The sequence below is a fragment of the Brevibacillus sp. AY1 genome (genome assembly GCF_029870785.1).
Taxonomy (GTDB): domain Bacteria; phylum Bacillota; class Bacilli; order Brevibacillales; family Brevibacillaceae; genus Brevibacillus; species Brevibacillus invocatus.
Window position 1 is genome coordinate 1 of sequence record NZ_JAFLPN010000026.1, and the last position, 14,518, is coordinate 14,518.

A 14,518-nucleotide genomic window follows, 5' to 3' on the forward strand; every position below is an offset into this window, starting at 1 on the left:
TCATTTTACACGAATCAATCATGGGCCATTTTTTTGCCTTTGGTTAGGTGTCGCACTTCATATTACAATCCGTCCCATGAATAAAGAAAGACCGATCATCATGGCTGTCATGGAAAAAGTAAACAGTTTATGGTCATGTAACTCAAAGGTATGGGTAAGCACGATGACTGCTACATACAAGTACAGACTGATTTTGATAAAAAGACTGGTCAACCAGACGACCATAAGGACAGGCTTGAAGCTTCGTCGTTAATCGACTCGGTCTGTGAATCGGGCAATCGGCCTTTGTTCCTGTGCGAATACGTTCTCTTCTTCATACGAACACCCTGCTTATGGATATTGAATGTTGTGGATATCTTTACACAAAATTCCTATCCTTATTCTTGACTGGAGAGCGATGGTTACGCTATAGTGTGGGTATCCTCATCTAAAGGAGAGATTTTGATGTCGGTGATCGTTCTTAACTAATCAAATTCCATACAGAGGTTTTGGTAATCCACTGAAATTTTGCTGTCCAAAGCAAGGTTTATTTTGTTGTGGCTTATTGAAGGCCTTGGAATTAGTTAAGAACAACGGATATCATACAATGCCTTAGGTGAAACCCTATCATTGCGCCCAAAATCCGTGCTGAGTTCAGCGCGGTTTTCTTTTTGTCGCGCACACTTTTTAGGGTGCAGGAACGGTTATTGCTGTTTTTGCATGACCAGTTGCGGTCACATCTATTTTTCAAAAGGGCAGAGAATGACACTCGTTCATTCTCTGCCCTTTTTTATACTATCGGAAAGTTTAAGTGCGCTAAAGCGCTAAAGGAGCGATCGAACATGAATCAAAAAGCTTTGCAACGATTGGAATACGATAAAATCAAAGAGACATTGATGGGATACGCCATCTCGTACATGGGCAAGAAGCAGGTGGAGGCGATGAGTCCCATGACCTCGATGAAGCTTCTGCGCAAAAAGCTCGACGAGACGGCTGAAGCCAAGGAATTACTCCAATACGGAGCAAGTGTGCCCATCCCTTCCCTGGAAGGAATGGAGAATATCCTCAACCTGTTGGGCAAGGGGTATGTGTTTAGCGAGAAGGATTTTACTCATCTGTATCAATTTTTGACCAGCTGCGCACAGCTCGTGAAATACATGGCAGCGAAATCCGATGCAGCCCCTCATGTCAGCGCATATGCTTCCTCGATGTCCTTGATGAACAAATTGAAATCCGAGATCGAGCAGAGCATCCGGCATGGGCAAGTCATCGATACCGCTAGCAAGGATTTATTGAAAGTGCGAAAACGAATCGTAGTCTTTGAAGAACGTCTGAAAAGCAAGCTCGACTCCCTGATGAGCAAATATCGTTCGATCATGCAAGAGAACGTGATCAGCACGCGAAATGGGCGGTATGTGATCCCGATCAAAAAAGAATATCGCCGCCAAGTAGCCGGGATGGTCCTGGACGAGTCGGCCAGCGGGCAAACCGTCTACATGGAACCGACGGAAGTGAGCCATTTGCAGTTTGAGCTGAATGGACTGAAGGGTGAGGAAGAGAGGGAAGTCACCAAGGTCCTGATGGTCTTATCTGCATTGGTAGAGGAGTTTACCGCTGATTTGCAAGTGAACGTGGAGACGGTAGGTGTCTATGATTTTCTTTTTGCCAAAGCGAAATATGCGCTTGCCATCGGAGGCGCAAACGTGGAATTGAACGAACAGGGTTTCATCCGTGTGAAGGAAGCGAGACATCCATTGCTGGGCAAACAGATGGTTCCCCTGAATTTTGAGATCGGGTATCGATACAAATCGCTCATCATCACAGGGCCGAATACAGGCGGGAAAACACTTACGCTTAAAACCGTAGGACTATTAACCGTCATGGTTCAGTCTGGTCTGTTGGTACCGGTGCAGGAAGGAAGCCTGTTCTCTACGTTCAATCACATCGCGGTAGATATAGGGGATGGTCAAAGCATCGAGCACGCCTTGAGCACTTTTTCCGCTCATATTCACAACGTCATTGAGATCTTGAAAATCACAGACGCTTCGACGCTTGTCCTGATCGATGAGATGGCCTCCGGTACCGACCCGGGTGAGGGAGTCGGCTTGTCTATTGCGATACTGGAAGAGCTGCACAAGAGAGGTGCGACGGTAGTAGCAACGACGCATTTCAATGAAATCAAAAACTTTGCTGCGGCAACGAAGGGCTTTGAAAATGCGCGAATGGAGTTCGATACGCAGACGCTTCAACCGCTGTATCGATTGCGGATCGGAGAGGCGGGGCAGAGCTACGCTTTTTCCATTGCCCTAAAAATCGGCTTGCCCAACGAAATCATCGAACGATCCAGAGAGCTTACCGCGAGAGGAGCAGAGCCTGCTCACGTTATCGATTCAGCACCAGACCAGTTAGAATCCGATGCAGCTGCAAGCCATGACCAGGCAGAGCTAGAACAAGAGTCACCCGTGATTTTAGCCCCTGAAAAGCATGCTGAGCCACTAGCGATTCCAACGGTTGAGTCAACGGAACCGGCAGCCGAAGTCGAAGCAGCGCCTCTGCCTGAAAAGCCTTTTGAGCGCGGGGATGCCGTCTATGTTTCTTACCTGGGAAGGACCGGAATCGTCTATGAAAAAGAGGATGCGAAGGGCATTGTAGGCGTCCTGATCCAGAACCAGAAATACAAGATCAATAAAAAACGGCTTGTCCTGCACATCGAAAGCAAGGATTTATACCCTGAAAATTACGATCTGGACATCGTTTTTGAAACAAAGGAAAACCGGAAAAGGCGAAAAATGATGGGCCGCAAATATGTCGAAGGCCTTTCAATCGAAACCAAGTCAGAGGAGTGATGCCATGCAGGACTTTATAGAACAAACAGGTACTCGCGTCAGGCTGGAAGAAGGAAATCATGTGATCGAGAGGCTGCTGCTGTCGTGTTATTTCGATCCGGGTATTGCCACCAAGGAGCTGGCACGCAGAACACTGCTGCCTGTTCCTGTAGCAGCTGCGATCAAAAAGGAACTGATACGGGCAGGAGCTTTGATACAAAAAAACGGGGTTCAATGTACGAGCGAAGCCAGGGAATGGATCGAACAGGTTAGGGGGTATAGCGGTTTGAACAAGCTGTTCTATCTGGAGATCATGGAGATCAGCATGGATGACTTGAGCGGTCATCCTGTGCTGGCAGAGATTCTGGCGATCCTCGAAGACATCTTCAGGATGAGGCCACAGGTAAATGTACAGATCGATCAGTCGAAATGCACACCGGAGACCAGCTTGCGCAGAGCGGTTCATTGGCCATATTTTGGAGATCGCAAACCGAGAAAATCTGCCTATTCACTGCCATCACTGGGACTTGCGGCAGCCTCTCCCGAACAGATTGTATCAGAAATACGATTGCTTTTTTACCGATCCACCCTACACGCTGCAAGGCATGAGCTTGTTTGTTTCCCGGGGAATTACCACCTTGAGGAAACTGAAGGGGCTGCCGATCTTTTTGTCCTTTGCCCACAAGTCACCTGATTTCATGTTGTCGATGCATCGGGAATTTGTACGCATGGGGCTGACTGTCGATGCTACCCTACCGCGCTTCAACGAGTATGAAGGGGCAGAGATGATCGCCAATCGAAGCCAAATGATTGTCCTGAAAACGACAGGACTGACTCATCCGGACATTACGGATTGCTTTGCAGATGCCCTGTATACAGGAGAAGTGAAGAGGACGCTGCGGACCTATCGCTGCAAACAGTGCGATCATCTCCTACAAGTCGGAATTCAAGGCGATGTTCCGACGATTGAGGTGCTGAAAAATCAAGGCTGTCCCTGCTGTAAGCATGACATGTTTCAGCTTGTAGAAAAAAAGGTCATCTCATTATCTTGAAAACCAGGAAGGAAGAGTGGGGGCGTCCATGCCCTCTCTTTTCCATTTGAAAAAATTTATATTTGTCAGGTATTGGTTTTTTGGTTTTGATCCCGTATAGTGACGTTGTGATCAAAATCCAAGCAGCAAGCGATGATGAAAGGTTGGTCATCTATGTCTTTATTTTCTCTTTTTAAGTATGTGCACATCGTTGCCGGATTCGTCGCTCTACTCGTGTTCTGGATTCCTGTCGTGACCCAAAAAGGGGGAAAAGCTCATCTTCGCGTGGGCTGGCTCTACGTCGCGGCGATGGGAGTCGTGGCGGTATCTGCCCTGTACATGGGCATTTGGCGCATCTTTTTTGATCCGGAGCGTACGGCAGACAGTGTTGCGTTTGCCTGGTTTCTGATCTTTATCTCGATCTTGAGCTCCGCTACAGCGTGGCATGGAATCCGGGTGCTGCGCTACAAGAAGCGCAAGTCCGCTCACCGGCAGTATGCCGATTTGTTTGTCTCCGGGCTTTTGCTAGTTTCCGGTATCGCGATCTCCTGGTATGGGTTTACGATCGATTTTCCTTTGCTGAGCTGGTTTCCGTTGATCGGGATTGCGCTTGGGGCAACTCAGCTGGGGTACTGGCTTCGTCCTCCCAAGGAGCGAATGCACTGGTGGTTCGAGCATTTGGGTGGCATGCTTGGCTGCTGCATTGCTACCGTTACAGCGTTCACCGTATTTGGCGCTCCCCGCCTTTTGGCTATTGATTCGGTATCGATTCTGCTGTGGTTTATGCCGGCGATCATCATGGTTCCACTCATCATCGGCTTCTCGATCTACTATCGCAGGAAGTTTTCCCGCCTCTGATCTTCTTCTGACAATCCGACTGTACACTTGAGGAAAAGTCGAGGAAAAGGAGCTGTTGACGATGAAAGATGAACGCTTGGTAAAAATGGCGCACAACATCCTTCACTACAGCCTGGATGTACAGCCTGGGGAACATATTTTGATCAATGTGGTAGACCAAGGAGAGCCTTTGGCAGTTGAGCTGATCAAGCAAATGTATGCAAAAGGGGCCTATCCTCATATACGCTTCACCCGTCCAAAGCTGCAGCGCGAATGGATGAAGGGCTTGACCAGAGAGCAGCTTGTAGAGTCTTTGCGCATGGAGGAATCGCTGTACTTCGGTCTGCAAGGGTATATCGGGATACATGGAGAAACCAACGACAGCGAGATGAGCGATGTGCCGCAGGAAAAAGGAAGACTGTACTCTGAACAGTTCCAGCATATTGCACACTACATCGACAACAAGACCAAAGGGCTTCGGATCAATTATCCAACCCCGTCGATGGCGCAGAAAGCGAATATGTCGACAGAAGCGTTTGAAGATTTTTATTTCGACGTATGTTCGCTTGATTACCAGCGGATGGCAGACGCCTGCCAGCCACTCTACGAGCTGATGGACAAGACAGATCGCGTGCGGATCGTGGGGCCGGGGACAGAGCTGACCTTTTCTATCGAAGGAATTGGGACTCGCACCGCAGTTGGCAAGCGCAATATGCCTGACGGAGAGGTGTACACATCACCCGTACGTGACTCTGTACAGGGAGTCATCAGCTACAACACGCCAAGCTCCTACAAAGGAACACTGTTCGAAAATATCCGCCTAACTTTCCGCGACGGCAAAATCGTAGAGGGTACCGCCAACAACAGTGCCAAGCTGAATGAAATCCTGGACAGCGACGAAGGAGCACGCTACATCGGTGAGTTTGCTATCGCCTTCAATCCGTTGATTCTGCATCCGATGGGGGATACATTGTTCGACGAAAAAATCGCCGGCAGCTTTCATTTGACTCCGGGGCGCGCGTATGAGGAAGCGGATAATGGCAACAGAAGCACGGTGCATTGGGATTTGATCAGCATCCAACGGCCCGAATACGGCGGCGGTGAGATCTGGTTTGACGACGTGTTGATTCGAAAGGACGGTCTGTTCGTCCACCCGGCACTATTGGGAATGAACCCGGATGCGCTCACTTCCTTTTCACAGGAGCTTTCCAACCCGTCTTGATCATAACGCAAAGGGCAATTGATCGCACGGGGTCTTTGATCAAATTCCAGAGAAGGAAAAAAGAGTCGGAAGGACTTTTGACTGCCATTCCAGAAATATACCTCTGAGAATTAGCGACAATAACGACGAGGAGTGGCGAAAATGGCAGTACAGACAGAGAAAAAAGTGATCGGCTTTGTCGGGACAGGTGTGATGGGAAAAAGCATGGCTTCCCACTTCCTGACAAGAGGCTATTCTGTACTTGTTTATACCCGCAGCAAGGAAAAGGCGGAGGAGTTGCTTGCTCAAGGTGCGGTCTGGAAGGAGCGGGTCGCCGATTTGGCCAGCGAAGCCAATGTCATCATCACGATGGTGGGCTATCCGCATGATGTAGAGGAAGTGTATCTGGGTGAAGAGGGGATTATCAACCATGCCCAGCCAGGTACGTACCTGATCGACATGACCACCTCGAAGCCGACGTTGGCACAGCACATCTACGAAGAAGCGAAGAAACATTCGCTCTATTCGCTCGATGCCCCTGTATCGGGAGGCGATATCGGCGCTCGTGATGCGAAACTGACGATCATGGTTGGAGGAGATCAGCAGGCCTTTGACGAGATGGCTCCACTGCTCAAAATCATGGGTACCAACGTCATCCTGCAAGGCGGACCGGGCGCTGGCCAGCACACCAAGATGTGCAACCAAATCACGATTGCCAGCAATATGCTCGGCGTTTGCGAAGCGATCTCCTATGCGAAAAAGGCAGGCCTCGATCCAACCCGTGTGCTGGAGAGCATCGGGTCAGGTGCGGCGAACAGCTGGTCTTTGACGAATCTCGCCCCGCGTATGATTGCAGGCAACTACGCTCCTGGCTTTTACATCAAGCATATGATCAAGGACATGGCGATCGCGCTGGAAACAGCAAAAGAGCTGGGTCTTTTGACACCAGGGCTGGAATTGGCAAAATCGCTCTACGACGAAATGGCGGCAGAGGGCGAGGAAAACAGCGGTACACAGGCATTGATCAAGTGGTACGAAAAACAACGTTAAGATTTTGTGAAAAAAATGAAAGTGTTTTCATTGACAAATTTGGACAGTATCCCTATAATTCCCTTTAGAATACTTGTTAATCGACAATAAACAGTTCACATACGGTTAGGCGGAGAAAATGGAGAAAACCCTTACCCGTAAACACATGTCCCTAGGGGAGAAGTGTGTTTATGTGTGTGTAAGGTTTTTTTCCTTTTTTCTATGCCGATCACTTGTGCTGAACGAATGTGTCGATTGCATAGTTGATCCAAACAATAGAGAGGGGTCAGAAAAATGAAAAAAAGAAATTGGTTTCATGGAGTTGCGGCGGCAGCATTGCTCACATCTGTCGTGCTCACAGGTTGCTCTTCCTCTGAGGGTTCTTCCACAGGTTCGCCTACCACTGGCGGGGGAGAAGCTGGAGGCAAGAAAGAGCTAGGTTCCATTGCTTTTTATTCACCAGAGACACCTGATATGACCAAACAGATGGGACAAGCATTTGAAAAGCAAAACCCAGGTTCTTCTGTTAACGTGCAATACGCGGGTACCAACGTGCTCGTAAACCGCATGATCGCGGAAAAAGACAATCCGATGGCTGACCTCTGGTATGGCGGTGGTGGATTCCTGCCGTTCGAGTCTGCAAAGGATAAAGGCATTATCACTTCTTATACACCGGAAGCAATCAAGGATTGGCCAGAGGTACGCGATGGCATCAAAATCCGCGACAAGGATTGGAAATGGATCGGGGCAGAAGTATTCGTACTGGGCTTCGTCTACAACACAGACCTGGTGAAGCCAGAAGATCTGCCAAAAACATGGGATGATTTGCTCGATCCAAAATGGAAAGGCAAAATTCAAATGCCTAACCCGGCAGCATCGGGTACAGCTACCCTCTTGGTTCTGAGCCAGCTGATGGAAAAAGGCGATGAAGCAGGTTGGGCATATTTCGAGAAACTGGTAGATCAGATGAGCGCAATCCCGGATTCTGGTTCCGCACCTACGAAAGCGGTTGCAAAAGGGGAAGCACTGATCGGTATTGGCTTTGACTTTATGGCGTATGAAAACAAAGCAAAAGGCGAAAAAGTAGACTTTATCGTTCCTGAAAAAACACCTATTATCGTAAACCCTGTATCTCTGGTAGAAGGCGGACCAAACCCAGACGGCGGAAAAGCACTCATCGATTACCTGCTCTCCAACGAAGGACAACAGACGCTGGCTGACTGGTACCACATTCCAATCTCCAAGGATGTTCAATCCAAGACTCCATTGACGCTGGAGAAAGTCATTCCTCACGCACAGGAGCTGGATGTGGATTGGGTTGTACAAAACTATGACCGCGTGCGTAACGAATGGCGTCAAAAATTCCAATAAACGGTCATGACCGTTTATTGGCAGACTGCTAGCGGTCACATTATGTTTAATGAAAAACGTCGAGACGTTTTTCACAGAAAAAGGGGGATCTTCCAATGGGATCGGTGAAGATTGAACACTTAAACAAACAATATAACGGAAACACCGCTTTGGAAGATGTCAGTCTGGAGATTCAAGAGGGCGAGTTCTTCGCCCTCCTGGGTCCATCCGGTTGCGGGAAAACGACCACGATGCGTTGCGTTGCCGGCTTTGAGACACCGACCTCCGGCAATATTTACATCGGGGATCGCAATGTAAACCAGATTCCGGCAAACCAGCGCAACTGCGGGATGGTTTTCCAAAGCTACGCCTTGTTTCCACATCTCAATGTATTTGAGAATGTTGCATACAGTTTGAATATTCGCCGTTTTTACGAGGGCGGTATGGGAACGAAGATCGCGACGCTGGCACATATGCTGAACAGAAGACTCGGCAAGGTGGACCGCGTTACAGAACAAAAAGTGCGCGATGCCCTCGACTTTGTAGAGTTGGGACATCTGGCTGATCGTCTGCCAGGTCAATTGTCCGGCGGTCAGCAACAACGCGTGGCCTTGGCTCGTGCCCTGGTGATGGAGCCTGCCGTTCTGTTGATGGATGAACCGCTCTCCAACCTGGATAAAAAGCTGCGCAACGTGATGCGCGTCACGATTCGCCAGATCCAGCAAAAAGTTGGGATCACGACGATTTTCGTAACACACGATCAGGAAGAAGCGATGAGCATGGCAGACCGGGTAGCGGTCATGCACGGCGGACGTCTGGTGCAGGTGGATACGCCGACTGCTCTGTACAGCAATCCGGGCACGAAGTTCGTCGCAGATTTCGTAGGGTCTTCCAATATTTATAATGGTTCAACTAAAGGGGTAAATGAATTTGGTGAAACCCTGATTCAGATCGGTGCAAATCAACAGCTTCGCTCCACGTACCCTACCAGCAAGAAGGACGTGGAAGTCATCATTAGACCTGAGAGCATTCGTCTGTTGACGGGTGATACAGCCGCAAGCGATGAGAACATTTTGGATGGAACGATTGAACTATCCACTTATCTGGGGCCGACGATCCGATATGATGTTAAGGTTGGCGAGTTGCGCTTTGAGGTTGATACGGTGTTTGAAGCGGGCAGTCCAATCCTGCCATCAGGAACAGTAGTGAAACTGCAAATTGATCCGAATCGCGTGGTGGCGCTATGATGAAACGCTTGGCATCCCAATTAAACGGTTTTACGGTTCTCAAGTGGCTTATTTATCTCTTTTTCTTTGTATTCTTGCTCGTTCCGCTATTCTCCATCCTGATTGTCAGCTTCACAGGACAGCCGGTGAATATTTTCGGCAGCTTTACCAGCGCCAAAATATTCAACTCGACGATGGAGAAGCTGTCGAATATGTCGCTGGAGGCGTACACCTCGATCTTTAGCGAGGGGAACAGCTACTTTGCAGCCCTGATCAACAGCTTGCAGCTGGGAACGGGCGTAGCTGTACTGGTTACGCTGATCGTATTGCCTATCGCTTACGCCTTCGCGCGTACGGCTATGCCGTTTAAGGCTTTCTTTGCAGCACTGTGCACGATTCCTTTGATCATGCCTACCTTCATTTCGTCCCATGCCTTCATCCTGATGTTCGGGAAAACAGGCTGGGTGACGCAAATCTACCATAGCTTTGGCGGAGAAGGTGTGTTGTTTGATGTACAGTCCATGCTGGGGATTGTGCTGGTTCAAGTCTTTTTCTTTTTTCCGTATGCCTTGTGGCCGATGGTGGCAGCGTTCAAGATTTCGGATGCTACCTTGGAAGAGGCTTCGCAAAATCTGGGTGCGAGAAGCTGGTACACGTTTTTGCGCGTCACGCTGCCACTCGCCGTACCGGGCATTGTCTCCAGTATGCTCTTGATTTTCACGGTCAGCTTCTCCGATTTCGGTACGCCGATTATTTTGGCACCGAAGGATTTGAATCTGATCGTGGTGGAGTCCTACCGCGAGATTGCCGGATTCTTTAATTGGGCAGGTTCAGCGGTTCTCACTGTGATCATGCTGATCGTGGCTGCCTTCTTCTTCTGGCTGCAGCGCCTGGTGATCAAAGGAAGAGAATACGGAACCATCTCCGGAAAACCGACCAAGCAAAAGCTGAACGATCACAAAGGCACGATCACTGGCCTGACGATTTATACGTTTCTGATTATACTCATCCCGATGCTTGCACTGGGTTCGGTCTTTCTTTCCTCGATTGCGACGACATGGGGACACCAGGCCCTGCCAGACGGCTACACCCTGGATCACTACAAGACGATCTTCAGCATTTCCGGCAAAAACATCTGGAACAGTATGGTGCTGGCTGGCGGTACGCTGGTTCTGAGCGTGGTCATCTCTACATTCGTTTCCTACTTTGTCGTACGTCGCGGTTCGGGTGGACTTGATTTCGTTTCCTCCATTCCGTTGATCGTACCGGGGATTGCGCTCGGGATTGCGTTGATCCAAACCTTTAACACGATGCCTCTCCATTTGACAGGTACGGCATTGCTCTTGATCATCGCGTATACGATTCGCAGGATGCCATACATGATTCGTTCGACGATGAGCTCGATGATGGCGATCCGCAAAGACATTGAAGAAGCGGCAGTCAGCTTGGGTGCATCGAATCTCGTGGCTGCGATTACGGTCATCGGACCATTGATGCTGCCGGGAATTGCGGCGGGAGCGATTCTGGTTTTTGTCACGGTCATTAAAGAAACCAGTATCTCGATTCTTCTCGCACCAACAGATTGGGCACCAATGAGCTTGGCCGTATTCCAAAACCTGCTGCGCGGTGAATATTATACAGCGTGTGCGATGGCGATCTTGATTATCGTGATTGTTATCATTCTCCAGTCACTGGCGAAGAAAATCACGAAGGATCAGCTTTATTAATGGGATGACGGAACAGGAATGACAGGAGTGAGTCAGACATGAAGGGATTTATTTTTGATCTGGACGGTACCGTCTACCTGGGTGACCAGTTGATCGACGGTGCAGTGGAAGCCATACAAGCCTTGCGCGACAGAGGGGATAAAGTCGTTTTTCTCTCCAACAAGCCGATTGCAACCAGACAGTCGTACGCACATAAATTGACGAAGATGGGAATTCCGACTGGCATAGAGGATGTCCTGAATTCATCGCTGATCGTTGCACGTTATTTGCAAAAGGTTTGCCAGCTGGGAGACAAGGTTCTGGTGGTTGGGGAAGAACCGATTCGGGATGAATTGCGCGAGCACGGCATCACGATGAGCGAGAATCCGCTGGAAGTGAAATACGTCGTCCTATCCTGGGACCGCCATTTTACGTATGACCGACTCAATGACTTGTATCAGGCCGCTATCCGTGGAGCTGTCGTGATTGCCTCCAATCCAGATCGCACCTGCCCGTTGGAGGATGGAACGATACCGGATACGGGTGCTTTGATCGGTGCTTTGGAAGGGGCGACGGGTGCCCCGATCGATCTGGTTGTCGGCAAACCTTCTCCGATCGCGGCTGAAGCGGCTGTACAACATCTGGGTCTGGATTATTCCGCTTGCTATATGGTCGGAGATCGTCTGGAAACAGACATCAAAATGGGGAATGACACCGGAATGAACTCCGTCCTGGTACTGACGGGAATCAGCACGCGCGATATGGCGAGAACCAGCGAGCATAGTCCACGCTATATTTTGAATAGCATTAAAGAAATCGTTAACCTGTAATCAGCCATGCTATAATGGGGATGAATTCCAGTGTAATGGAGGTTAACGGAATGTACCCGATTGTTGATCTGGTTGATTGCCAGACAATTGCCGCAGTTCAGGACGAACAGCATTTGGAGATTGCGATCCAAAGCGAGGCGAACATCATTTTTCTGCTCACTGGTTCCATTTTCAACATCAAGGAACTGGTGGATCGAGTGAGGGCCGTCGGTAAACACGTATTTTTGCATATGGAGTTTATTGAAGGGATTGCAGCAGATAAAAGCGGTGTGGCTTACGTCGCCAAAAATATCGCACCTACGGGAATCATCTCGACGCGCAGCAACCTGATCCGGGTGGCGAAAGAGATGAACCTGATGGCGATTCAGCGTATCTTTCTGATCGATCGCAATGCTGTGATCAAAGGAATAAAGGTGATCGAACAGTCCCTACCCGATGCGGTCGAGGTGATGCCAGGTGTGATGCCCCGTGTCATCCAGGAGATGACGAACCTGACACCGCTGCCGATCATTGCTGGCGGATTGATCGATACCAAAAAAGAGATTAACGACGCTTTAGCCGCCGGAGCACTGGCTGTCTCTGTCGGAACAACTGAATTGTGGTTTTAGTTCCATAGCATTTTCAATAGGGAAGAGAACAGGAGAACCCCCTATGGAGAAGCTGCAACTTGTATTCGATCAAGTTGCTCTTTTCCATGGGGGTTTTTTCTATTTCGGTAAAGAACCAGCATGTGCTGGAAGAGAGGGAGAGCGGAGATGGACACACATTTTTCTGCACATAATCGGACTGCTGTCCTCACCAGAATGGCAGAGAAGGAGTTGGACCTGCTCGTCATTGGCGGAGGTATTACAGGTGCGGGAATCGCATTGGATGCAAGCCAACGGGGGATTCGAGTCGGGCTCTTGGAAAAAAGCGACTTCGGATCGGGCACCAGCAGCCGTTCGACGAAGCTGATTCACGGCGGGCTTCGATATTTGAAGCAAGGGGATGTCAAGCTAGTACAGGAGGTTGGCCGTGAACGCGCGATTCTGTACAAAAACGCCCCACATCTGGTCATTGCTGCACCGATGCTTTTACCCATTTACAAAGGCGGAACGTATGGATACCTGGCCTCTTCGGTGGGGCTGTACGTCTATGATTGGCTGGCAGGCGTAGAGCGAAAAGAACGGCGCAAAATGTTGAGCAGAGAAGAAACCTTGCGCCTTGAGCCTTTGCTGAAAAAGGAAGGCTTGAAGGGTGCCGGATTTTATTACGAGTATCGGACAGATGATGCCCGACTTACGCTGGACATCATGAAGACAGCATGGAGCAAGGGAGCAAACATCGTCAACTACGCAAATATGACCGAATTTATTTATCGCAACGGCAAAGCTGTCGGTGTCAAGGTAACCGATCGCCACACGGGTGAGAGCTACGACATCTACGCGAAAAAAATCGTCAACGCTACGGGCCCTTGGGTGGATGGGGTGCGCAAGCTGGATAACTCGCTGAAAGGAAAGCGTCTCTATCTGACAAAGGGCGTGCATCTCGTCGTGGAAAAAGAGAAGCTGCCTGTGACGCAATCCGCTTATTTCGATACGCCGGATGGCCGTATGGTGTTCGTCATTCCTCGTGGCAAGATCACTTACGTAGGGACGACCGACACCAGCTACAAGCAGGAGATTGATCAGCCTCGCACCACAAAGGAAGATCGCAATTATTTGCTTCGTGCAGTAAATGCCATGTTCCCGGACGTGAAGCTCGAAGAAAAAGATGTCGTTTCGCACTGGGCAGGACTTCGCCCGCTGATTTACGAGGAAGGCAAGGGACCGTCCGAGCTGTCTCGCAAAGACGAGATCTTCATCTCGGATTCCGGGTTAATCACGATTGCAGGCGGAAAGCTGACCGGATTCCGCAAGATGGCGGAAAAAGTGGTGGATTTGGTCGCGGAGGATTTGTCCAAAGCGCAAGGCCGTCCATTTGATACGTGCAAGACGGATCAGGTCGTGGTCAGCGGTGGAGAGCGCTTGGGTCATACCGATTATGAGGCGTGCAAACAGGAATTGCTGGAAACCGGCGTCTCCAAGGGTGTGGATGCTTCCACCGTACAGGAGTGGATCGATACCTATGGGACCAATACCCAGCATATCTACAATCGTCTGGAAGCGGTTCGAGAAAAAGGTCAGAAGCTAAATGAAGAGCAGCTTCTCCGAGCGCAGCTGTCTTATGCCATCGAAGAGGAAATGACCACGACAGCAGTCGATTTTCTGCGACTGCGTACGGGATGGACGTATTTCCAGGTCAAGAAAGCTGAAGCCAAGGCAGATGCGGTGGTTCGCCTGATGGGCGAGAAGCTGGGCTGGAGCGAAGCGGATCGGGAAAGAGAACGAGCTGCCATCGATCATCTGCTGGATACGATCTACAATCTTCCACAAAATGAGGATGAGATCGCTCCTTCGTCCCATCCACACACAACCAGAAAAGCGCAGTAGGCTACGTGGAGAAAAAGGTCCCTGTATTAGCTC

At 49.7% G+C, this 14,518-nt stretch carries 12 protein-coding genes; all 12 read left to right on the forward strand.

Annotated elements, in window-relative coordinates; translation table 11 throughout:
- Nucleotides 1–253 (forward strand): hypothetical protein (locus JZI27_RS18090; RefSeq protein WP_280208556.1); only part of this gene is annotated, 253 nt, incomplete at its 5' end.
- Between the two features lie 568 nt (nucleotides 254–821).
- A complete protein-coding gene (locus JZI27_RS18095; protein ID WP_280208557.1) occupies nucleotides 822–2,825 on the forward strand; it encodes an endonuclease MutS2 in 2,004 nt (667 codons plus the stop codon).
- Between the two features lie 386 nt (nucleotides 2,826–3,211).
- Nucleotides 3,212–3,856, forward strand: coding sequence for a bis-aminopropyl spermidine synthase family protein (locus tag JZI27_RS24925; protein ID WP_348521370.1), 645 nt, complete (start codon nucleotides 3,212–3,214; stop codon nucleotides 3,854–3,856).
- Nucleotides 3,857–4,009: 153 nt separating this feature from the next.
- A complete protein-coding gene (locus tag JZI27_RS18105; protein WP_280208558.1) occupies nucleotides 4,010–4,693 on the forward strand; it encodes a DUF2306 domain-containing protein in 684 nt (227 codons plus the stop codon).
- A gap of 61 nt (nucleotides 4,694–4,754) precedes the next feature.
- Nucleotides 4,755–5,894, forward strand: coding sequence for an aminopeptidase (locus JZI27_RS18110; protein ID WP_122910389.1), 1,140 nt, complete (start codon nucleotides 4,755–4,757; stop codon nucleotides 5,892–5,894).
- 141 nt (nucleotides 5,895–6,035) lie between these two features.
- The gene (locus JZI27_RS18115; RefSeq protein WP_122910390.1) at nucleotides 6,036–6,923 is read left to right on the forward strand and encodes an NAD(P)-dependent oxidoreductase; all 888 of its coding nucleotides are present in this window, start codon (nucleotides 6,036–6,038) and stop codon (nucleotides 6,921–6,923) included.
- A gap of 273 nt (nucleotides 6,924–7,196) precedes the next feature.
- A complete protein-coding gene (locus JZI27_RS18120) occupies nucleotides 7,197–8,273 on the forward strand; it encodes an extracellular solute-binding protein (protein ID WP_122910391.1) in 1,077 nt (358 codons plus the stop codon).
- Nucleotides 8,274–8,368: 95 nt separating this feature from the next.
- Nucleotides 8,369–9,499 carry an ABC transporter ATP-binding protein gene (locus tag JZI27_RS18125; protein WP_122910392.1) on the forward strand — a complete coding sequence of 377 codons (1,131 nt, stop codon included), beginning with the start codon at nucleotides 8,369–8,371 and terminating at the stop codon, nucleotides 9,497–9,499.
- Nucleotides 9,499–11,205 carry an ABC transporter permease gene (locus JZI27_RS18130; protein WP_122910393.1) on the forward strand — a complete coding sequence of 569 codons (1,707 nt, stop codon included), beginning with the start codon at nucleotides 9,499–9,501 and terminating at the stop codon, nucleotides 11,203–11,205. Before JZI27_RS18125 ends, JZI27_RS18130 begins: the two co-directional genes overlap by 1 nt.
- Nucleotides 11,206–11,243: 38 nt before the next feature.
- Nucleotides 11,244–12,014, forward strand: a complete 771-nt coding sequence (locus JZI27_RS18135) for an HAD-IIA family hydrolase (RefSeq protein ID WP_122910394.1) — start codon at nucleotides 11,244–11,246, stop codon at nucleotides 12,012–12,014.
- A gap of 50 nt (nucleotides 12,015–12,064) precedes the next feature.
- Entirely contained in the window at nucleotides 12,065–12,622 is a 558-nt protein-coding gene (locus tag JZI27_RS18140; RefSeq protein ID WP_122910395.1) for a glycerol-3-phosphate responsive antiterminator, read from the forward strand.
- A gap of 147 nt (nucleotides 12,623–12,769) precedes the next feature.
- On the forward strand, nucleotides 12,770–14,485 hold the full coding sequence (locus JZI27_RS18145; protein ID WP_280208559.1) for a glycerol-3-phosphate dehydrogenase/oxidase: 1,716 nt from the start codon (nucleotides 12,770–12,772) through the stop codon (nucleotides 14,483–14,485).
- The last annotated feature ends 33 nt before the right edge of the window (nucleotides 14,486–14,518 follow it).

Bases quoted from the DNA above. Each gene is read 5' to 3' on its own strand.
- JZI27_RS18110 (WP_122910389.1), top strand. From the start codon at position 4,755: ATGAAAGATGAACGCTTGGTAAAAATGGCGCACAACATCCTTCACTAC.
- JZI27_RS24925 (WP_348521370.1), top strand. From the start codon at position 3,212: ATGTACAGATCGATCAGTCGAAATGCACACCGGAGACCAGCTTGCGCA.
- JZI27_RS18115 (WP_122910390.1), top strand. From the start codon at position 6,036: ATGGCAGTACAGACAGAGAAAAAAGTGATCGGCTTTGTCGGGACAGGT.
- JZI27_RS18130 (WP_122910393.1), top strand. From the start codon at position 9,499: ATGAAACGCTTGGCATCCCAATTAAACGGTTTTACGGTTCTCAAGTGG.
- JZI27_RS18135 (WP_122910394.1), top strand. From the start codon at position 11,244: ATGAAGGGATTTATTTTTGATCTGGACGGTACCGTCTACCTGGGTGAC.
- JZI27_RS18125 (WP_122910392.1), top strand. From the start codon at position 8,369: ATGGGATCGGTGAAGATTGAACACTTAAACAAACAATATAACGGAAAC.
- JZI27_RS18140 (WP_122910395.1), top strand. From the start codon at position 12,065: ATGTACCCGATTGTTGATCTGGTTGATTGCCAGACAATTGCCGCAGTT.
- JZI27_RS18105 (WP_280208558.1), top strand. From the start codon at position 4,010: ATGTCTTTATTTTCTCTTTTTAAGTATGTGCACATCGTTGCCGGATTC.
- JZI27_RS18120 (WP_122910391.1), top strand. From the start codon at position 7,197: ATGAAAAAAAGAAATTGGTTTCATGGAGTTGCGGCGGCAGCATTGCTC.
- JZI27_RS18145 (WP_280208559.1), top strand. From the start codon at position 12,770: ATGGACACACATTTTTCTGCACATAATCGGACTGCTGTCCTCACCAGA.
- JZI27_RS18095 (WP_280208557.1), top strand. From the start codon at position 822: ATGAATCAAAAAGCTTTGCAACGATTGGAATACGATAAAATCAAAGAG.